The organism is Actinospica durhamensis (assembly GCF_018139695.1).
GTDB lineage: Bacteria > Actinomycetota > Actinomycetes > Streptomycetales > Catenulisporaceae > Actinospica > Actinospica durhamensis.
Window position 1 is genome coordinate 10,653 of the sequence record NZ_JAGSOG010000090.1, and the last position, 20,781, is coordinate 31,433.

Consider the following 20,781-nt stretch of genomic DNA (forward strand, 5'->3'; position numbering starts at 1 on the left):
ATACGTCGTACCGGGCCCGAGACGGCGCAGGCTGCCCGCCGTCCCCTCCGTACGGGTGAAAAGCCTCGTGCCCACGTTAACACCCGAACAGGGTCTCGACGTGGGCACGAGGCCGGCGGCGGGGCGGCGCACCGCCCCGCCCTCGCTCAGCCGATCGCCTTCCAGCCCCCGCCGGAGCCCGGGGTCAGATCGCGGCTGTACCACTGCGCCTGGTAGACCACGCCCTGGTAGTCGACCTTGTCGCCGGTGTTGTAGACCATCGACGCGGTCCAGGCGGCGATCCCGTTGGCGTCGGGGGCGCCGATCTGCTCCCACGGTCCGGTCGGGTCGCCGGGGACCTGGTCGCGGGTGTACCACGCGGCCTGGTAGGTCGCGCCGCCGTACACCACCACGTCACCGGTGTTGAAGATCCGCGAGGCGGTCCAGACGGCCGTGCCGGCCTCCGTCATCGAGATCTGCTCCCACGGCCCGTTCGGGTCGGCACCGGGCACCTGGCCCTGCGCGAACCAGTCGGCCAGGTACATCTGACCCTGATACCCGACCTGGGCGCCGGCGGTGTACGCCGTGCCGGCGCTCCAGGCCTGCGGCAGCACCACCGTGACCGTCAGGCTCCGCGTCGCGGAGGTGAGCAGGTCGCTGCCGGAGTAGGTGGCGGTGAGCGTGTGCGTGCCCACCGCCAGGCCGACCGGGAGCGTGAACGTGGCCGTGCCGCCGGACAAGGTGGCCGTGCCGCGTGCGGTGGCGCCCTCGGTCAGCGAGACCGTGCCGTCGGCGGGCAGGCCGGGCGAGGCGACCGTCACGCCCACCTTCGCCGCCGTCCCGTACTGCACGCTCGCGCCGGTGGCCGAGACCGCCGGAGCGATCGGCGTGATCGCGGGGATCACCAGCTGACGGGTCGTCTCCACGTTGCCGGCCGCGTCGGTCGAGCGGTAGGAGACGGTCTGGTCGCTGAACGCCGGCGTCACCGTGAACGGCCCGGTGTAGGTCGTCCAGGCGCCGCCGCCGATCTGATACTGCGTCTCGGCCACGCCCGAGCTCATGTCGGTCGCGCTCAGGGTGACGGTGACGGGCGCGATGATGCTCGCCCCCGCGCTCGTGGCGGCGGTGGTGTAGGGCGCCACCGTGTCCACCTTGATCGGCACACTGACGGTGTCGGAGACCTGGTCGTAGTCGTCCACCGCACGGAACTGATACGTCCAGGAGCCCTCGGAGACGCTCAGCGCCCCGCTGTAGGGCACCCAGCCGCCGTCGCCGATGCGGTACTCGATGACCGGCGTGGTGCCCGCGTCGTCGGTGACGCTCGCCGAGATGCTCGGGCTCGAGACGTACCAGCCCGCGGTGCCGTCGGCCGTACCCGGGTCCACCGTGGCGGTGACGACCGGCGGCAGGTCCGGCGTCGCGACCACGACCGTGGCCTGCGCCGCAGCGGTGAAGCCGTAGTCGTCCGTGCCGGTCACCGTCACGGTGTAGCTGCCCGCCACCGCCTTGTTCACGGTGGACAGGTCCACGTTGACCACGCCGTCCACGTTGAGGGCGGCGCCGAGTCCGTCGAGCACCTCCGCCTGGTTCAGGCCGAGACCGTTGACCGAGACGGAACTGTTCGTCAGCTGGACCGTGGCCACCGGGACCACTTGGACCACGACGGCGACCGGGTCGGAGATGTAGCCGTCCTCGGTCGCGGTGACCAGGGCGGTGTAGGAGCCCACGGCGCTGTAGTCGACGTCGCTCGAGTCGACCGCGACGGTCGCGTCGGACGGGTCGGCCGTGGCACCGATGGCGGCGGTCAGGATCGCGTCACCCGCCGGCCCGTTGCCGACCTGGTAGGTCAGCCGGTCGTGCGCGACGGTCACGGTCGGGGCGGACTGGGTGGAGGTGGACGCGTCGCCGATCCGGAACGTCGTCACCACGGCGGCGTGGTCGCTCGTCCAGGCGTTGGACGCGACGCTGTCGGACGTCGGCCAGCCCGCGACGAGCGTGTTCGAGCCGAGCACGTGCAGATCGGCTCCGGCGTAGTCGACGTAGTCGACCCGCTCAGGCGACGGGTCGCCCGCGTCGGTCGAGACGATCGGCCAGGTGTTGCCCGTGCCGGCCGACGAGTCGGTCAGCCCCGTGCCGGTGATGAGGTCGGGCACCGGCCAGTCCACAGCCCCGACGCCGCAGTGCGGCGAGGCGTTCGCGTCGGTCCAGTCGGAGGCCGAGGGCGAGGCCAGGTCGCCGAGGAAGACCACCGGCGTGGCGTCGGCCGCCATGACGTCGGGCTGGATCTCGGCGGTGATGGCCTGGGCCTGCGCGTACCGAGTGGTGCCCTTCTCCGCCGCCACGAGTGACGCGGCGTCGGATCCGCTCGTGCAGGCCTGCGTCGGCCCGTAGGCGGACTCGTCGAGCGCCGCGTTCCAGACGCGCACGGAGCGCCCGGCCACGTCCACGGTCACGCCGACCGCCGGAGCCGAGTCGGTCGCGTCGACCTCGCCGGCCGAGGAGATCGGGTAGGCCGAGACGATGCCGAGGCCGTCCGCACCCTCGTAGGAGTACCAGCCCAGGGCCTTGGCGAGCGCGCCCGCGACGGTGCCGCCGTCCTCCTGGACGCCGATCACCTCGAGCCCGTTGTTCGCGATCACGGCGAGGTCCTTGAGCTGCGCGCCGTCCACGTGGGTGCCCGCGTCCCAGAGGTTCCAGGTCGCGGTGGCCAGCTGCGGCGCGTCGTCCGCGGCGATGACGGGGACCTCGACGGTGATCGTCGACGTCGTGGTCCCGTCGGTAGCCCGCACCGTGATCGTGCCGGGGTGCTGCGGGACGGAGCTCGGCGCGGTGCCGCTGACCACGCCGGCCGAGCTGACGGTCAGCCAGGAGTCACCGCTCACCTCGGTGTACGAGGTGACCGCGTTGCCGTTCCACAGACCCGCGAGCGGCTGCGCCACCGCGCCCCCCACGCGCACCTGTGCGCCGTGGAAGGTGTCGGAGACGAAGCCCTTGGCGAGCGTGGAGACCGGCGTGGCGAGGTCGACCGTGGATTCGGCCGGCAGCGCGGTGGCGGCGGGCTTGGTCGCGTTGTAGTCGTTGGCGATCTGGGCGGCCGAGATCGCCTTGTCGTAGAAGTCGAAGTCGTCCACCAGCGCGTCGCTCGAGGCCGCGTACACGCCCGTACCGTCCTGGCCGATCATGAAGGGCAGGCCGGAGGCGAGGCTCGTGGTCGAACCCATCATCGCCGAGGTCGACGTCGTGAACAGGGCGCCGTCGACGTAGTAGCTGACCGTCTGGGCGCTGCGGTCCACGACCACCGACAGGTAGTGCCAGTTGCCGGTCAGCGCGGTCGGGTCGGTGGTCAGGTACTCCTTCGTGCCGCCGGAAGTCAGGCCCCAGCAGGCGCGCGTCGTCGAGGTGCCGGACACGTGATAGTAGGAGATGCCGGCGTTGTTGCAGGACGCGAAGTTCTGGTTGCTCACGATCGGAGCGTCCACGGTCTCGCTGTATTCGCCCCACCACAGCGAGAACGAGAAGCTGCTCGCGCCGTCGGTCTCACCCGCCACCTTCGGCAGCTGGATGTAGCTCGTGCCCGCGCTCAGGTGCGCCGCGTCGCCCGACACGCCGGTCTTGGCGTAGGTGACGGTGCCGTTCCAGGTGCCGTCGTTGCCGTAGCCGGAGCTGTCGGTGGCCGTGGTGCTGGTCGAGTTGTCGAAGTCGTACGAAACCACCGGAGCGACGGTGTCTCCGACCGCGCGGTAGCGGTTCCAGACCGCGTACAGGGTCACGGTCGCACCGTTGGCCGCGGTCAGGTTGCTGACGCTCTGGCCGTCGGTGTACGTCGCGGTCCCGGTCGGGCTCGTGGACCAGCCGAGGAACGCGTAGCCCGTGCGGGTGTAGGCGTTCGTCGTCAGCGCAGCCGACTGGCCGTAGCTCAACGACTCGTTCGCCGTGGACCCGCCGGTGGCGCCGTTGCCGTCGAACGCGACCGTGTACGTGTCCGGCGACGAGACCGCCTGCACCGAGACGTTCGCGGACGGCATGGTGAACGAGCCGTCGGCCGCGATGCTCAGCCCAGCCGGGGAGAGGACCTCCCAGGCCGAGGTGTAGCCGGTGGCCGGGGTCACGGTGAGCGTGACCGTCGTGCCGGGCGCGGCCCAGCCGTTGTTCGCGTCGGCGGACGAGCTCACCGTGACGTGCGCGTCGCCGGACTCGGAGACGGTGTAGCTGCCGGCCGGGGCCCAGCGCGCGTAGAGCGTCACCGTGCCGCCGTTGCTCGTGGTCAGGTCGCTGACGCTCTGCCCGTCGGTGTACGCCGGGGTGCCGGTCGGGGTCGCGGCCCAGCCGATGAACTGCTGGCCGGAGTCGGTGAACCCGTTCGGCGAGAGCGTGGCCGACTGGCCGTACGTCATGGACTGCGACGCCGTCGAGCCGCCGTCCGCGCCGTTGCCGTCGTAGCTCACCGTGTAGGTGTTCGGCGTGAAGGTGGCCTCGACGGTCACCGGCGTGCCCGGGTCGGTGAAGCCGCCGTTGCCGTCGATCGCCAGCGTGGACGGGGTCACCGGGACCCACGAGGCGAAGGTGTAGCCGGGCGCGGGGGTCGCGATCAGGGTGTCGGAGTCGCCGGAGGACGGCGCGAGCACCGAGGCCGTCCCGGTGCCGTGGCCGTCGTTGGTGACCGTCACCTGGAAGTGCGTGGCCGGGTTGGTCGCCGCGTAGTCCGCCGCGATCTGGTCGCCGGTGATGGCCTGGTTGTAGAAGTTGAAGTCGTCGACCAGCGCGTCGTCCGTCGCGCTGTAGGCCCCGGTGCCGTCCTGGGCGATCCGGATCGGGTCGCCGGAGTCGAAGTTCGCGGCCGTGGTGCCCGAGATCGTCGAGGTGGTGGAGAAGAGCGTGCCGTCGACGTAGTACGAGTACGTGTGCGCGCTCGAGTCCTCGACCACGGCCAGGTAGTGCCAGCCGCTGCGGATCGAGGTGGTGTCGGTGGTGCTGTAGGTCTTCGTGCCGTTGACACCGAAGCAGGAACGCTGCTGGTAGGTGCCGCTCAGGTGGTAGAAGCTGAAGCCGGAGTTGGCGCAGGAGGCGAAGTTCTGGTTCGACACCAGCGGCGCGTCGACCGTCTCGGTGTTGTCGTACCACCAGGTCTCGAAGGAGAAGCTGCCCGAGCCGTCGGTCTGGCCGGCCACCTTCGGCAGGGTGACGAAGTTCTTGCCCGCGCTCACGTGCAGCGCCTGGCCGGAAACACCGGACGCGTAGGCCGGCGTCCCGCTCCAGGTGCCGTTGTTGCCGTGGCCGGAGCCGTCCACGACGGTCGTACCGGAGTCGGCGTCGAAGTTGTAGGACACGATCGGGGTGACGGCGTCACGCGTGGCGTAGGTCGCGTCGGCCGAGGCCGGCTGGACCAGCGCCAGCGTCTCGCCGGTCAGGGCGAGGACCGCGGCGAGGCCGACGGCCGTCAGCCGCCGTAACCGACGGCCCGGCGCGGCGGGTAGGGGTGGCCGATAGGCCATCAGGCACTCCAGGGGGAAGGGAGCGAACGGGGATCGGAGCGGACAGGGACAGATCGGGGGCGGGAGCTCACGCGGAGGGCTGGTCTCACGTGGAGGGCTGGTCTCACGCCGAGGTCTGGGCGATGCGCCCGGCGTAGCGGTGCTCCCAGCCGGTGCCGGTGTCGGCGGTCATGATCACGTCGTAGTAGCCGTCCGCGGTCGGCCAGGAGAGCGTCTTCGCCTCGCCCGCGCCGACCCAGTAGTCCTGGGTGCCGCCGACGTGGTCGTTCGCGGTGAGCGTGTAGTGCACCCGCTGCAGGCCGTCGTTGTGCAGCGTGATCTGCACGGTCGGCTCGGTGCCCGTGTTCAGGGCCACGTCCACCCGCGGCACCCCGGCGTTGTCCTGTCCGGCCGGCAGCACGGTGCCCGCGTGCGAGCGGACGAAGCCGTCCGGGCCGTAGACGGAGAACGCGTACCGGCCCTGATAGGCGGCGGCGTTCCAGGTGTAGCCGCGCGACTGGGCCGCGGTCACGGTGAACGGCGTGTTGGTGAAGGCCTGATACGCGTCCGGGAAGACCTGCAGGCTCACGGCCTTGCCGTCCGGCCCGCCGGCCAGGGTCATCTGCGCGGTGACGGTGCCGGCCGAGCGGTCCTCGGCGAAGGTGCTGTGCGCGTGGAAGGAGAGCGGCCGCGGGCGCAGCGGCGGGTAGTCGTTCCACTGGTCCTCGGTCGCGACCTGGGTGGCGATGGTGCCGCCGGCGTCGGCGATCGCGACCAGCGCCGCGGTGTCGGGCAGCGAGGGGCTGCCCAGGACCGGGTGGGCGAAGTCGATCGCGCTGGTCAGGTCGCCGCTGACGGCCCGTCGCCAGTCGGTGATGGTGGTGCTCGGGGCCGGGGTGCCGAGCGAGGCGGTCCACACCTCGAGGAAGCGGATGACCGAGGTGTGGTCGAAGACCTCGGAGTTGACCCAGCCGCCCCGGGTCCACGGCGAGACCAGCGTCATCGGCACCCGGGCGCCGTAACCGATCGGGGTGGAACCGGAGTACTCGTTCGCGGTGCCCGCCTCGGGGAACGGCGGGAGTACGTGGTCGAAGTAGCCGTCGTTCTCGTCGAAGTTCAAGATCAGCAGGGTGTGGTTCCAGACGTCCGGGTTGCTCTGCAGCGCCTGGATCACCCGGTCGGTGTAGCGGGCGCCGTGCTCCGGGTCGGCCGAGGGGTGCTCAGACCACTCGTACGGCGCAACGATCCAGGACACCTGCGGCAGCGGGTACTCGGCGCCGGGGGCGCAGGCCGCGATGAAGTCGCCGAGGACCCCGTTGAGGTTGGTGTCGCTGTCGTCGTTCGGCAGGCCATCGGCCGCGTACGGGAAGGAGTTGGCCCGCCAGACCAGGCCGGTGCCGGGCGCGGTCTTGGTGGTGTCGGCCAGGTTGGCCGCGCTCGGGGTGAAGGTGGCGAACCCGCGGATCGGGTTGTCCTCGTAGTCCCCGCGCCAGCCGTCCCCGTCGTTGTTGTCCACGTACACCCGCCAGGACACGCCCGCCGACTGCAGCGCCTCCGGGTAGGTCTGCCAGGCCCGGTTGCCCGAGGTCTCGCCGCCGTTCGCGGTCACCCCGTCCGACGTGCCGGTCCACAGGTAGAGCCGGTTGGGCGTGGTCGGGCCCATCACCGAGCAGTGGTAGTTGTCGCAGAGGGTGTAGTTGCTGGCCAGCGACCACTGCCAGGGGATCTCCTCACCCGTCAGGTAGTTCATGGTGGCGCTGCCCTTGGCCGGGACCCAGTTGTTGTACCGCCCGCCGTTCCACGCGCCGGTCCCGGTGGCGTAGCCGTGGTCGAGGCCGGTGGTGGTCTGGGCGACGGTGGTGACGTGGTTGGGCTTGTAGACCGCGGCGCCGCTCGGCTGGGAGAAGACGTTCGTGCCGTTCGGGAAGCGCAGCGCCTGCTTGTCGTTGAAGCCGCGCACTCCCGGCATCGCGCCGTAGTAGTGGTCGAAGGCGCGGTTCTCCTGCATCAGGATCACCACGTGCTTGAGGTCGGCCATCGTGCCGGCGAAGCCCTCGGGCAGCACGTACGCCGCCGAGCCGCTCGCGTCGCCCGAAGTCGCCGCCCAAGCCGCGGCCCCGGCCCCGCCCATCGCGGCCACTCCGCCGAACAGGCCCATGGCCTTGAGCATGCCGCGGCGGGAGAGCCCTGATCCGAGCACCTCCGGCGGGATCGTCACGCCCGAAGGCGAATCAATGGGCTGGGATGCCTCGTCGGCGGCCATCGCATGCTCCTCGTGCGGGAACGGTCAAGGAAAAGCAAAACCGCAGGGAGTCAAAGCGGCGCGGGTGAACGCGCGTTGAATGTGAGACGTCAGATGGCCGATCCCGACCCGAGACGTCGGATTCGGTAGCCGACTGCGCGCAGTGGGCCGGATTCGCGAACGGGCACGACTACGCTGCGCCGCCGCTCCGTCGCCTCACGTATGTTCAGGTTCTTTCAGTCGTGCCGCGGCAGCAGTGTGCGCGCCACGTCCCCGGCCTTCACGTCGAAGGCCACGAGGTCTGAGACGTACCGGTCCACCGCGACCTCGATGACGCTCCCGTCGCGGATCGCGGTGGTGCGAGAGATCTGCAGCAGCGGGCTCGAGCGGCGCACGCCGAGCAGCCTGGCGTCCTCGCTGGAGGCGGCGACCGCCTCGATCCGGTGCCCGCCGAGCACGACATCGAACCCTGCGTCGGCCAGGCCGCCGAAGACCGACGGCGCGTCCTGCGCCAGCGCCTCGATCGCCGGAAGCACCAGCGGGGCCCAGGTGGAGCGCTCGATCATGGCCGGCTGCCCGTCCAGGGTGCGCACCCGGACGAAGCGCAGCACCGTCTCGCCCAGCCGGATCCCGAGCAGCCGCGCCTCGCGCGCCGTGGCGCCGTCCCGCTCCCGGTGCACGATCCGCCCCGCCGCGGTCCGCCCGTGGGTCGCAGCCCACTGCGAGAACGGCCGCAGCTCGCCCACGGTCTGGGCCCGATGCCCCGCCTGCACCAGCCAGCCGGAGTTGGGCCGGGACACCAGCAGCCCGCGCCGGGCCAGCGCCGCCAGCGCCGTACGCACCCGCGCACGCGTCGTGGCGTACTGCTCGGCCAGGGCCTGCTCACTCGGCAGCCGCCGCCCGGCCGGATAGCTCCCGTCCGCGATCCGCCGCTCTATCTCGGCCGCGAGGGCCGCGTGGGCGCTGGGCATGGGCGGGCCGTCCGCTTCGAAGACGATCGAAGGCCCAGGCCAGCACTAGCTGACCTGGGCCTTCGCGAGCGAGCCTCCTATCGGAATCGAACCGATGACCTACGCATTACGAGTGCGTCGCTCTGACCGACTGAGCTAAGGAGGCGTGGACCGGGACATGGTGATGATCCCGACCGCTGCAACAGTGTAGCGGACCTATACGGTCTGCTGGCAAACGGTTCCGGACGCGGGCTCGGTGCCGTTCAGGAAGTAGGCGTCCACGGCCGAGTCGATGCAGCTCGAGCCGCGGCGGTAGGCGGTGTGGCCGGCCCCGTTCATGGTCAGCAGACGGCCGCTGCTGAGCTGGGAGGCCAGCTGCTGGGCCCAGGCGTACGGGGTGGCCGGGTCGTTGGTGGTGCCCACGACCAGGATGGGCGCGGCGCCCTGGGCGGCGATCCGGTGCGGGGTGTCGGTGGGCTTGGCGCCCCAGTAGGCGCAGGGCAGGCTGGACCAGTCGACCATCGCCCCGAAGAACGGCGCGTCCTTCTCGAAGGTCGGCAGCTCCGCCTCGATCTGCTGCACCGAGGTGGCCTCGTCCGGGTGGTCCACGCAGTTGACCGCGTAGTTGGCCTCGGCCTCGTTGTCGGTGTAGTGCCCGTTCTGCCGGTCGTTGTACGCGTCGGCCATGGACAGCAGCACCGAGCCGTCGCCGCCGAAGGCCCGGCTCAGCGCGATGCGCAGGTCCGGCCACCAGCCCTGGTCGTACATGGCCACCGAGATGCCGGTCAGCGCGTAGGCCTCGTCCAGCTTGCGGGTCCCGTCGCCCTTGACCGGGTTCGCCTCGAGCCCGGCCACCCAGCTCTTGAGCCTGGTGAACGCGGCGTTCGGGTCGCTGCCGAGGACGCAGTCGCTCTGCTTGGCGCAGTCGGCCAGGAACAGCCGCAGCTCCTTGTCGAAGGAGACCGCCTGGGTCAGGTTCTCCTGCTCGGCCGTCAGGTCCGGGTCGATGGCGCCGTCGAGCACCACGTGCCCGACCCGCTGCGGGAACTCCTCGGCGTAGACCGCGCCCAGGAAGGTGCCGTAGGACTTGCCGAGGTAGGTGAGCTTCTCGTCGCCCAGCGCGGCGCGCAGGATGTCCATGTCCCGCGCGGCGTAGGTCGTGCCGACGTAGGGCAGCAGCTTGCCGGACTTGGCCTCGCACTGCCGCGCGAAGAACTTCGCCTGCGCTTCGACCTGAGCCACCTGCTGCGCGTTCACCGGGGCCGGCGGCTCGTCGATGAAGGTGTCCATCTGGCTGTCGCTCAGGCACTCGACCGGGTCGGACTTGCCCACCCCGCGCGGGTCGAAGCCGACCAGGTCGTAGCGGGCCAGCACGGCCGCGTCCACCACGTCGCCCGAGGTCGCGTACTGCAGCCCGGATCCGCCGGGGCCGCCCGGGTTGACCAGCAGCGAGCCGAGCCGGTGCGCCTGGTCGGCGGCCGGCTTGCGCACCACCGCGATCCCGATGGTCGTGCCCTGCGGGTCGGCGTAGTCGAGCGGGACCTTCAGCGTGCTGCACTGGTAGCCGTTGTCGCACGAGGCCCAGGTCAGTTTCTGGCCGTAGAACTGAGCCAGGTTCGGCGCGGTGCCCGTGGTCAGCCCGGGCTTGCCGGTGAACCCGGCCGTGTGCGTGTCCGAGGCGGTGCAGCCGGCCAGAGGCAGCGCGAGCACGACGGCGCCCAGGGACAGGTAGCGCATGGCGGCACGAGGCGTCATCGGCGAATCCCTTCGGAGAACTGACGGCCTGTCGGCCGGCTTCCCGCGGTGCTCGGCGTCTGCGCCGCACAGTGCGTCAACCGTACTGCCTCTGTGTGACACCACGGCGCGTCGAGAGGGCGGAACGGGGGATGTCGCAGAGCCGACCGAGCGACGCAGAGCCCGGTCCCACCCGGTCGGGCGATCAAGGTCTGATGATCTTGATGACGGGTTGCGGGGCACGCCCGCTCAGCCGAGTGAGACCGCCATCGCCTCGACCGCGAGCAGCGGGGCCACGTTCGCCGCGATGGCCTGACGCGCGCCCAGGATCGCGTCGACCCGCCGCAGCGTCTCCTCCGGCCGGGAACCCGCCGCGATCTCGGCCACCTGCGCCCGCTGGTCGGCGTGCACCGGCTCCGGGCCGTGCCCCGCGCCCGAGCCGCCGGTCAGCTGCACCGCGAGCACGTCGCGGTAGAACGCCAGCAGGTCGGACAGCGCCCGGTCAAGGCAGTCGCGCTGAATCCGGGTCAGCCGCCGCTTCTGCCGCCCCTCGAGCTCCTTGAGCAGCCCGGCCGAGCCGGCCACCCCGCGCGCCGAACCCGCGCCCTTGCCCTGGCCGTAGCCGAGCGCGAGCTTGAGCTCCTCGGTCTCGGTGACGTCGAGGCCCTCGGTGGCCGCCTTGGCCTCCGCCTCCGCCGCGTCCACCAGCGCCTGCGCGGCGCCCAGGGCCCGGCCGAGGTCGCGCGCCTCCACCGGCAGCCGCAGCACCGCCGCGCGCCGGGCCGCGGCCTGCGGGTCGAGCACGAGCGCGCGGGCCCGCTCGTAGTCGCCCTGGGCCGCCCGGGCCGCGAGCAGCGCCTGCTCCGGCCCGACCCCGGCCCGCTCGACCAGCGCCTCGGCCACGTCCGCGGCGGCCGGGGTGCGCAGGTTCAGCTGCCGGCAGCGGGAGAGGATGGTGGGCAGCAGGTCCCGGCTGGAGGGCGCGCACAGGATCCACACCGTGCGGGCGGAGGGCTCCTCGATCCCCTTGAGCAGTACGTTCGCCGCGCCCTCGGTCAGCCGGTCGGCGTCCTCGAACACGATGATCTGCCAGCGCCCGCCGGACGGGGCCATCGCGCAGTCGCGCACGAGCTTGCGCGCGACGTCCACGCCGATGCTGAGCTGGTCGCTGCGCACCACCGAGACGTCCGCGTGCGTACCGCCGAGCGTGGTGCGGCACTGCGGGCAGCGTCCACAGCCCGGCCGCGGCCCGGTGCACTGCAGCGCCGCGGCGAACGCGCGGGCGGCCAGGCCCGTGCCGGAGCCGGGCGGACCGGTCAGCAGCCAGGCGTGCGTCATCGCGTTCACGCTCGCTCCGGTGGCGCCGCCGAGCACCCGCCGGGCCGCCACCGCCGCCCGTCCGAGCCGGCCGACCGCCTCGGGCTGGCCGATCAGCTCAGCCCAGACCGCCCCGACGGCCGGCTCCCCGGACTCGTCCACCGGCGCCGCCTCCGCGTCGGCCAGCTCGCCCCAGGCCGCCGCCGCGGCGTCGTCCTCGGGCTGCCCGCCGCCCTCGTCCCCGTCGGCGTCGGCGTACGCGTCATCCTCGGCGCCGTACTCCTCGCCGTATTCGTCCTCGAAGTCGTCGTCGCTCATGCGCCCTCGCCCGCCGACGCGTCCGCGCCGCCCGCCTCCGGCTCGGTCTGGACCACGCTGGACTCGACCGCGCCGCTCTCCTCCGGCTCGAGCCCGCCGAGCCGCATCAGGTCGTCGGTCAGGCTCGGGGCCTGACGCGCCTGCTCCTGCGCCGCCTTCGCCGCGGCGGCCGCGAGCCTGGCCCGTTCCTTGGCCCTGGCCTCGGCCTGACGCACCGCCAGCTCCGCCTCGCGCCGCCGCAGGGCGTCCTGGCGGCTCTGGATCCGCAGCTCCTGCTCGCGCCGGTCGGCCTCGCGCCGCTGCGTCTCGGTGCGCTCGCTCTGCTCGGCCTCGGCGTGCGACCTGGCCTCCTGCTCCGCCGCCTCGCGCTCGGACCGCTCCTTCGCGGCCGCGCGCAGCCGCTCCTGCTCGGCCGCCTGACGCTCCGCCAGCTCCTCTTCCCGCGCCCGGCGGTCCTCGGCCTCGGCGGTCGCCCTGGCCTCGGCCTCCTCGGCCACCCGCGCCTGCTGGAACTCCCGCTCCCTGGCGATCGCCGCCGCCAGCGCGGCCGCGCGCTTGGCGGCCGCCTCGGTCTCCTCGGCGGACAGCGGCAGCAGCCCGTCCAGCCGGTCCTGGATCGCGCCGGTCAGTATCTGCGGGCCCTGGTTCGCGTCGATCACCAGGTAGCGCTCGGGGTCCTGCTTGGACCGGGCCAGGAAGGTCGCGCGCACCCGCTCGTGGAAGTCCCCGGCCTCGGCCTCGAGCTTGTCCGGCACGCCGGTGCGCTCCTCCCGCCGGGCCCGGGCCACGGCCGGATCCAGGTCGAGCAGCACCACCAGGTCAGGGCGCACCCCGTCGGTGGCGAACGCCGAGAGCGCCACGACGTCCTCGGCCGCCAGCCCCCGCCCGCCGCTCTGATAGGCCACGGAGGAGTCCACGTGCCGGTCCGTCAGTACGACCGCGCCGCGCTCGAGCGCCGGACGCACCACCGTCTCCATGTGGTCCGCCCGGTCCGCCGCGAACAGCAGCGCCTCGGCCCGCGCCCCGAGCCGGTGCTCGCGTGCGTGCAGCACCAGGTTGCGCACCTCGTCGCCCAGGGGCGTCCCGCCCGGCTCGCGCGTGGTCACCACCTCGAAGCCGCGCCCGCGCAGCCAGGCCGCGACCGCGGAGATCTGGGTGGACTTGCCCACCCCGTCGCCGCCCTCGACCGCGATGAACCACCCCGCGTACGCACGCTCCGGCCCACCGGCGACCCGTGAGGGGCCGCCGGGCCGCCAACGCCGTCCGCGCAACTTCCCGACCATGCGGACAAGGCTACTTCGGTCCGGCGACAATCAGGTCACTCGGACTTGTCGGCCGAGCTCTTCTTCGCCGCCGTGGACTTCTTGGCGACCGTCTTCTTCGCCGCGGTCTTCTTGGCCGTCGTGGTCTTGGCAGCCGTCTTCTTCGCCGCCGTCTTCTTCGCGGTCTTCTTCGCCGGACCCTTGGCCCGCTTCTCCGCGAGCATGCCGAAGGCCTGTTCCACCGTCAGCTCCTCGACCGTGGTGCCGCGCGGGACGGTCACGTTCGTCTCGCCGTCGGTCACGTACGCGCCGAACCGCCCGTCCTTGGCCACCACCGGCTTGCCGGTCTCCGGGTCCTCGCCGAACGCCCGCAGCGGGGGCTTGGCCGCGCCGCGCCGCCCGAACTGCTTGGGCTGCGCGTAGACGGCCAGCGCCTCGTCCAGGGTGATGTCGAAGATCTGCTCCTCGCCGGAGAGCGAGCGCGAGTCCTCACCCTTGCGCAGGTACGGCCCGAACCGCCCGTTCTGCGCGGTGATCTCCTCGCCCGACTCCGGATCGACGCCCACCACCCGCGGCAGCGCGAGCAGCCTGAGCGCGTTGGCCAGGTCGATCGCCTCGAGGTCCATGGACTTGAACAGGGAGGCGTTGCGCGGCTTGACCGCGTTCTTCCCGGTCTTCGGCGCGTCCTCGGGCAGCACCTCGGCCACGTACGGCCCGTAGCGCCCGTCCTTGGCCACGATCTGGTAGCCGGTCGCCGGGTCGGTGCCGAGGTCCCGGTCCCCGCTGGGCCGGGCCAGCAGCTCCTCGGCCAGCTCCGGGGTGAGCTCGTCCGGCAGCGTCCCGTCCGGCACGTTCGCGCGTCCGAGCGAGTTGCCCTCGGCGTCGTAGCGCTCGATGTAGGGCCCGTACTTGCCCACCCGCAGCGCGATGCCCTCGGCGATCGGGAAGGTGTTGGTCTCGCGGGCGTCGATCTCGTTGAGCTTGTCCGAGATCAGATCCTTGAGGCCGCCCTCGCCGAAGTAGAAGTTCTTCAGCCACGGCACCCGCTCGGCCTCGCCCCGGGCGATCCGGTCGAGGTCCTCCTCCATGTGGGCGGTGAACTCGTAGTCGACCAGGTCGCTGAAGTGCTTCTCGAGCAGCCCGACCACGGAGAAGGCCAGGAACGAGGGCACCAGCGCGGTGCCCTTCTTGAACACGTAGCCGCGCTGCTGGATCGTGTCGACGAAGGTGGCGTAGGTGGACGGGCGTCCGATCTCGCGCTTCTCCAGGTCCTCGACCAGGCTCGCCTCGGTGTAGCGGGCCGGCGGCTTGGTGGAGTGGTCCTCCGCGGCGAGCTCGGCCGCGCGCAGCGCCTGCCCCTCGCTCACGTCCGGCAGCCGCCGGTCCTGGTCGTCGAGCTGCGCGTCCGGATCGTCCGAGCCCTCCACGTAGGCCTTCATGAAGCCGTGGAAGGTGATGACCTTGCCGGAGCAGGTGAACTCGGCCACCCGTCCGTCCGACGCGGTGCCGCCGACCCGGATGGTCACCGAGTTGCCGATCGCGTCCTTCATCTGCGAGGCGACCGTGCGCTTCCAGATCAGCTCGTAGAGCCGGAACTCGTCCCCGCTCAGCTTCGTGCTCGCCGGGGTGCGGAAGGTGGTGCCGGAGGGCCGGATCGCCTCGTGCGCCTCCTGCGCGTTCTTGACCTTGGAGGTGTAGGTGCGCGCCTTGTCCGGCAGGTAGTCCGCCCCGTACAGCTCCGTGACCTGCGCGCGGGCCGCGGTCACGGCCGTCTCGGAGAGGGTCACCGAGTCGGTACGCATATAGGTGATGAAGCCGTTCTCGTACAGCTTCTGCGCCACCGACATGGTCCGCTGCGCCCCGAAGCCGAGCTTGCGGCTCGCCTCCTGCTGAAGCGTGGTGGTGCGGAACGGCGCGGAGGGGGAGCGCCGGTAGGGCTTGCGGTCGATCGCGTTGACCGTGAACGCCGCCCCGGTGAGCCCGGCGGCCAGCGCGGCCGCCCCGGCCTGGTCCAGGTGCAGCGCGTCCGCCCGGCCCAGCTGCCCGTCGGCGCCGAAGTCGCGGCCCTGGGCCACCCGCTTGCCGTCCACCGCCACGAGCCTGGCGCCCATGGTGCGCGGGTCGTCCTGGGCCCGGTCGGTGTCGAACAGCGCGGTCAGGTCCCAGTACTCGGCCGAACGGAAGGCCATCCGCTCCCGCTCGCGCTCGACCACCAGACGCGTGGTCACCGACTGCACCCGGCCGGCCGAGGTCCCGCTGGCGATCTTGCGCCAGAGCACCGGCGAGATCTCGAACCCGTAGATCCGGTCGAGCACCCGGCGCGCCTCCTGCGCCTCCACCAGCTGGTCGTTGATGGTGCGCAGCTGGTGCAGGGAGCCCTGGATGGCGTCCTTGGTGATCTCGTGGAAGACCATCCGGTGGTACGGGATCTTCGGGTTCAGCGCCTTGAGCAGGTGCTGGGCGATGGCCTCGCCCTCGCGGTCCTCGTCCGTCGCGAGCAGCAGCTCGTCGGACTCGCGCACCAGTTTGCGCAGCTTGGCGATGTGCGCGTCCTTGTTCTCCGAGATCACGTAGAACGGACGGAAGTCGTGGTCCAGGTCCACGCCCAGGTTCGCCCACGGGGAAGCCTTCTCCTCGTCGGTGAGCTTGTCCCTGGTCTCCTTGTTGGGCAGGTCGCGAATGTGCCCGATGCTCGCCTCGACCGTGTAACCCGGCCCGAGGTAGCCCGCGATCGTCTTCGCCTTGGCGGGCGACTCGACGATCACGAGACGGCGCAGGTCACTCGCGCTCTTGCTGCTCGGCGGCACGGTCGTTGCGTCCTTCCGGTTCTCACTGTCCTCTGGGTGGCGTCACGGGCCTCGCCACGCGCGGGAGATACCCCGGACCTTCCTGATGGAATCACCCGTAGTCCCGTGCCGCGTTGGCGCGCACCCGACTGGGCGCCCGTGACGGGCGCGACACGCCCACCAGGTTACGCCCGCCTGAGCGTCAGTATGGCCAAGCGGGGGCCCGGCTGCGGCCCGTTGCGGGCCCCAACGCCCCCGACAGGTCCGCCGTTCGGCGCATCCGCGCAGGTCAAAACCAAGTCCGCGGCGCCTCAGGAGAGAGTCAGGAAGCCTTCCTCGATCAGCGCGCGCACCGCGTCGAGGGCGCCGGAACGCAGCGTAGCCGGTTCGATCCCGAACTGTCCGGCGATCGCGTCGAGCAGATCGCCCAGCGGCCTGGTCCCGTCGGCCGCGCCGACCACCGCGATCCCGACCGGGTCGATCTCCCCGCTCGCGCGCAGCCCGCCGGTCTGCCGCAGCCGGGTCGCGGCCGGCTCCCAGCCGCCGTCCTCGATCTGCGCGCTCTGCTCGAGCACGACCCCCGGGGCCACGCTCAGCGCCGCGCCCAGCAGCTGCTCGTCGTCGGTGTCGGTGAGGAACTCGTGCCGGGCGAACCACTCGGGCACGTGGGCGCCCAGCGGCTGGTCGATCTGCCTGGTCAGCTCCTCGAGCCGGATGGTGGGCAGCTCGGCGCCGGAGTTGTGCAGGATGATCCAGCCGAAGGCCACCCCCTCGATCCGGTTGGCCGCGAAGTAGTCGAGATAGGCCTGGTAGCGCTCGATGTAACGCGGCGAGTTGTGATCGCCCGAGTCCCGCAGCCACAGCTCGGCGTACTCGGCCGGGTCCTGCAGCTCGCGCTGCACCACCCACGCGTCGCAGCCGGTCCCGCGGATCCAGGGCGCGAGCCGCTCGCGCCAGTCCTGCCCGGCCACGTGCAGCCAGTTGGCCAGCACGTGGCAGTAGCCGCCCTCGGCCAGGTGCCGCGGCGCCTGCTCCAGGAACCTGCGGCACAGCTCGTCGCCCGGCAGCCCCGCGTCGCGGTAGGTGAACCGCCCCTGCCCGGCCGCCGACTCGGGCGAGATGACGAACGGCGGGTTGGACACGATCAGGTCGAAGCGCTCGTCCTCGACCGGCTCGAACAGGCTCCCCCCGCGCAGCTCGATCCGCTCGCCCTCCAGCGGCCCGAGCGAGAGCGCCGCGGTGAGCCGGGCGAAGTCGAGGGCGCGCAGGTTCAGGTCCGTCGCGGTCACCCGGCGCGCGTGCCGGGACAGATGCAGCGCCTGCACGCCGCAGCCCGTCCCCACGTCCAGGGCGCTCTCGACGTTCTCACGCACCGTCAGCTGAGCCAGCGTGGTCGAGGCCCCGCCGACACCGAGCACGTAGTCGGGCCGCATCGGCGCGTTGCGTCCGGTCACCAGGCCCGCGCCGAGGTCGGAGACGAGCCACCAGTCCACGTCCGACTCGCCGTAGGGCCGGATGTCCACCAGCGCGCGTACGGTGCCGTCCGTGCGGTCCTCGGCCACCAGCCCGCCGGCCATCGCGTCCTCGAGGGGGAGCGCCGCCGCGGCCGCGTCCCGGTTCACGTCCTCCTGCAGCACGAACAGCTTGGTGAGCGTGGCCACCGGCGAGTCGTCCTCGGCCACCGCGTACGACGCCGCCACCGACTCGTTGCGCCCGAGCGCCGCGTACGCCGTCGCGCCCATCGCCTCCAGGCAGCCGTCGACCGTGTACTGGGCCTTCTCCAGTGCGGTGCGCAGCCGCTCGATCGCCGCCGGATCCCGCATCAGCTCGCTCATGCCCACCAGCCTACTTGGCCTGCCCCGGCCCGCCCGGCGAGGCGTCGGGCCGGGTGCACGGACGCCTGCGGCGAAGCGTCGGGCCCGGCACGCATTCGCGTACCGGGCCCGACTCCGTCTCACGTGCTCTTACCTATTACCTATTACCTACTACTTACTACTTACTACTTACTGCCTACTTGCGGCTTGGGTGCCTTGCCGCTTCGCTTCGTCACGCAGCGCTGGTCGCGCCGTCGTGGTCCAGGCTCGGCGTGCCCTGGTTGGGCAGCTCCGGCTTGACCGCGATGGACTTGCGCTTGGAGTTCCACACCGCACCCGCGATGATCAAAAACGCCGCCGCCGCGATCAGCCCGCGCACGGCCGGGTTGCTGCCCGTGCCCAGCGAAAGCCCCACGATGGCCGGGGCCACCAGCAGCGAGACCAGGTTCATCACCTTGATCAGCGGGTTGATCGCCGGGCCCGCGGTGTCCTTGAACGGGTCGCCGACGGTGTCGCCGATGATCGTGGCCTCGTGCGCGTCGGAACCCTTGCCGCCGTGGTGCCCGTCCTCCACCAGCTTCTTCGCGTTGTCCCAGGCGCCGCCGGAGTTGGCCAGGAAGACCGCCATCAGCGTGCCGGTGCCGATCGCGCCGGCCAGGTAGGAGCCGAGCGCGCCGACGCCGAGGGAGAAGCCCACCGCGATCGGCGCCATCACCGCGAGCAGGCCCGGGGTGACGAGCTCACGCAGCGAGTCGCGGGTGCAGATGTCCACCACGCGCCCGTACTCCGGCCGCGCGGTGCCCTCCATGATCCCGGGGATCTCGGCGAACTGCCGCCGCACCTCGAACACCACCGCGCCCGCCGCCCGGGAGACCGCGTTGATCGCCAGCCCGGAGAACAGGAAGACGACCGCGGCGCCGATCAGCAGGCCGACCAGGTTGCGCGGGTCGGCCACGTTGAGGATGCCGAGGTACTGCAGGTCGCCCGCGACCGAGCTGCTCGGCGAGTAGCCCTTCTGCGCCACGGCCTGGGTGACCGCATCCTGGAAGGAGCCGAACAGCGCCGTGGCCGCGAGCACCGCCGTGGCGATCGCGATGCCCTTGGTGATCGCCTTGGTGGTGTTGCCCACCGCGTCCAGCGAGGTCAGCACCTGGGCCGCCTCGCCGTGCACGTCGCCGGACATCTCGGCGATGCCCTGCGCGTTGTCCGAGACCGGACCGAAGGTGTCCATCGCCACGATCACGCCGACCGTGGTCAGCAGACCGGTGCCCGCCAGCGCGACGCAGAAGAGCGAGAGCATGATCGAGCCGCCGCCGAGCAGGTAGGCGCCGAACACGCCGGCGCCGATCAGCATGGCCGAGTAGACCGCGGACTCCAGGCCGAGCGAGATGCCGGAGAGGATGACCGTGGCCGCCCCCGTGAGCGAGGTCTTGCCGACGTCCTTGACCGGCCGGAACGCGGTGTCGGTGAAGTAGCCGGTCAGCTGCTGGATCGCGACTGCGACCACGATGCCGATGATCACCGAGACCAGCGCGATCACCTGCGGGTCTCCCGTGCCCCTGGCAGTGGCGTTGGTCAGCCCCGACATGGAGCTCGGCAGGTAGGCGAAGGCCACCACGGCCACCAGGACCACGGACGCCGCCGCGGACAGGAAGAATCCGCGGTTGATCGACTGCATACCGGAGCGGTCGCCCGGTCGCGGGTTGACCGCGAAGATGCCGATCACCGCGGTGAGCACGCCGACCATGGGTACGAGCAGCGGGAAGACCAGGCCCTGGTTGCCGAAGGCCGCCGTGCCCAGGATGAGCGCGGCGACCAGCATCACGGCGTACGACTCGAACAGGTCCGCCGCCATGCCGGCGCAGTCCCCGACGTTGTCGCCCACGTTGTCCGCGATGGTCGCGGCGTTGCGCGGGTCGTCCTCGGGAATGCCCTTCTCGACCTTGCCGACCAGGTCGGCGCCGACGTCCGCGGCCTTGGTGAAGATGCCGCCGCCGACACGCATGAACATGGCCAGCAGCGCGGCGCCGAAGCCGAAGCCCTCGAGCACCTTGGGCGCCTCGCCCTGGTAGGCGATCACCACGATCGCGGCCCCGAACAGGCCGAGGCCGACCGTGAACATGCCGACCACCCCGCCGGTCCGGAAGGCGATCCGGGTGGCCCGGTTCGCCCCCGACTCCCTGGCGGCCGCCGCCACCCGCACGTTCGCCCGCACCGCGAGCCGCATGCCCACGGTGCCGGTGACCGCCGAGAAGCCGGCGCCCAGCAGGAAGAACACGGAACGCCCGATACGCACGTTCCAGTTGTCCGCGGGCAGCGCCAGCAGCAGGAAAAAGGCCACTGCGGCGAAAATGGATAGGGTACGGAACTGCCGCGCCAGATAGGCGGTGGCGCCTTCCTGAACCGCTCCGGCGATCTCCTTCATCTTCTCGGTGCCCTCGCTGGCCGCGTTGACCTCGCGCACCAGGTAGCCCGCAACGGCGAGGGCTGCCAGCGCGACGATCGCGACCAGGATGACCAGTGTGAAGTTGCCGCCGGACAGGCTCGGCGCGGCAGCCAGTGTCGGCTCTGAGAGCCGGAGCATCGCGTCCTCCTTGACGTAGTCGCCCCTGATTCCGTCAAGGAGAGCTGAGTGGGACTCCTGACAGTGCGGAGCGTTCAGTGGCTCCGGAGTTTACGCACGAGCTCTGGCTTAGACCAGCGCCGCGTGAGGAGTTGATCACGTAAGGACATGTGATCCACGTCTCAACGAGCGGTAATGGCGCCCCCACCGCCACCCCCGGACGTCGAAGTTCACCCCTGCGGGTGCCCCTGGTCATCATCAGACGTCTGCTTTGTAGAGGATGCTCCGGAGAAGTGGCGCACGGTGACGTATCGTCCGATGTGGGTGGCGCGAAGGGGTCGTCCG

General features: G+C 71.7%; 9 protein-coding genes and 1 tRNA gene. All 10 read right to left on the reverse strand.

Annotated features, from left to right (window positions below; translation table 11 throughout):
• Nucleotides 1-146 precede the first annotated feature (146 nt).
• Nucleotides 147-5,471: an OmpL47-type beta-barrel domain-containing protein gene (locus KDL01_RS18690; RefSeq protein ID WP_212529802.1), complete on the reverse strand. Its 5,325-nt coding sequence runs from the start codon at nucleotides 5,469-5,471 to the stop codon at nucleotides 147-149.
• Between the two features lie 103 nt (nucleotides 5,472-5,574).
• Nucleotides 5,575-7,713, reverse strand: coding sequence for an alkaline phosphatase family protein (locus KDL01_RS18695; protein WP_212529803.1), 2,139 nt, complete (start codon nucleotides 7,711-7,713; stop codon nucleotides 5,575-5,577).
• A 215-nt stretch (nucleotides 7,714-7,928) separates the two neighbouring features.
• Nucleotides 7,929-8,663 (reverse strand): GntR family transcriptional regulator, encoded by a 735-nt coding sequence (locus KDL01_RS18700; RefSeq protein WP_212529804.1) that lies wholly within the window; start codon nucleotides 8,661-8,663, stop codon nucleotides 7,929-7,931.
• A gap of 71 nt (nucleotides 8,664-8,734) precedes the next feature.
• Nucleotides 8,735-8,808, reverse strand: a tRNA-Thr gene (locus KDL01_RS18705).
• A gap of 50 nt (nucleotides 8,809-8,858) precedes the next feature.
• Nucleotides 8,859-10,397 (reverse strand): alpha/beta hydrolase, encoded by a 1,539-nt coding sequence (locus KDL01_RS18710; RefSeq protein ID WP_212529805.1) that lies wholly within the window; start codon nucleotides 10,395-10,397, stop codon nucleotides 8,859-8,861.
• Nucleotides 10,398-10,625: 228 nt separating this feature from the next.
• Nucleotides 10,626-12,011, reverse strand: a complete 1,386-nt coding sequence (locus KDL01_RS18715) for a DNA polymerase III subunit delta' (RefSeq protein ID WP_212529806.1) — start codon at nucleotides 12,009-12,011, stop codon at nucleotides 10,626-10,628.
• Complete coding sequence (gene tmk, locus KDL01_RS18720; protein ID WP_212529807.1) at nucleotides 12,008-13,294, reverse strand: dTMP kinase; 1,287 nt, start codon at nucleotides 13,292-13,294, stop codon at nucleotides 12,008-12,010. The genes KDL01_RS18715 and tmk overlap by 4 nt, the downstream gene beginning before the upstream one ends.
• Nucleotides 13,295-13,329: 35 nt before the next feature.
• Nucleotides 13,330-16,080, reverse strand: a complete 2,751-nt coding sequence (gene topA / locus KDL01_RS18725) for a type I DNA topoisomerase (RefSeq protein ID WP_307846409.1) — start codon at nucleotides 16,078-16,080, stop codon at nucleotides 13,330-13,332.
• Between the two features lie 290 nt (nucleotides 16,081-16,370).
• Nucleotides 16,371-17,894 carry a DUF7059 domain-containing protein gene (locus KDL01_RS18730; protein ID WP_246576634.1) on the reverse strand — a complete coding sequence of 508 codons (1,524 nt, stop codon included), beginning with the start codon at nucleotides 17,892-17,894 and terminating at the stop codon, nucleotides 16,371-16,373.
• 211 nt (nucleotides 17,895-18,105) lie between these two features.
• On the reverse strand, nucleotides 18,106-20,457 hold the full coding sequence (locus KDL01_RS18735) for a sodium-translocating pyrophosphatase (RefSeq protein WP_212529808.1): 2,352 nt from the start codon (nucleotides 20,455-20,457) through the stop codon (nucleotides 18,106-18,108).
• Nucleotides 20,458-20,781: the final 324 nt, after the last annotated feature.

Excerpts from the sequence above, each read along its gene's own strand:
- KDL01_RS18695 (WP_212529803.1), bottom strand. The coding sequence starts at position 7,713 with ATGGCCGCCGACGAGGCATCCCAGCCCATTGATTCGCCTTCGGGCGTG.
- KDL01_RS18710 (WP_212529805.1), bottom strand. The coding sequence starts at position 10,397 with ATGACGCCTCGTGCCGCCATGCGCTACCTGTCCCTGGGCGCCGTCGTG.
- tmk (WP_212529807.1), bottom strand. The coding sequence starts at position 13,294 with ATGGTCGGGAAGTTGCGCGGACGGCGTTGGCGGCCCGGCGGCCCCTCA.
- KDL01_RS18730 (WP_246576634.1), bottom strand. The coding sequence starts at position 17,894 with ATGAGCGAGCTGATGCGGGATCCGGCGGCGATCGAGCGGCTGCGCACC.
- KDL01_RS18735 (WP_212529808.1), bottom strand. The coding sequence starts at position 20,457 with ATGCTCCGGCTCTCAGAGCCGACACTGGCTGCCGCGCCGAGCCTGTCC.
- KDL01_RS18715 (WP_212529806.1), bottom strand. The coding sequence starts at position 12,011 with ATGAGCGACGACGACTTCGAGGACGAATACGGCGAGGAGTACGGCGCC.
- KDL01_RS18700 (WP_212529804.1), bottom strand. The coding sequence starts at position 8,663 with ATGCCCAGCGCCCACGCGGCCCTCGCGGCCGAGATAGAGCGGCGGATC.
- KDL01_RS18690 (WP_212529802.1), bottom strand. The coding sequence starts at position 5,471 with ATGGCCTATCGGCCACCCCTACCCGCCGCGCCGGGCCGTCGGTTACGG.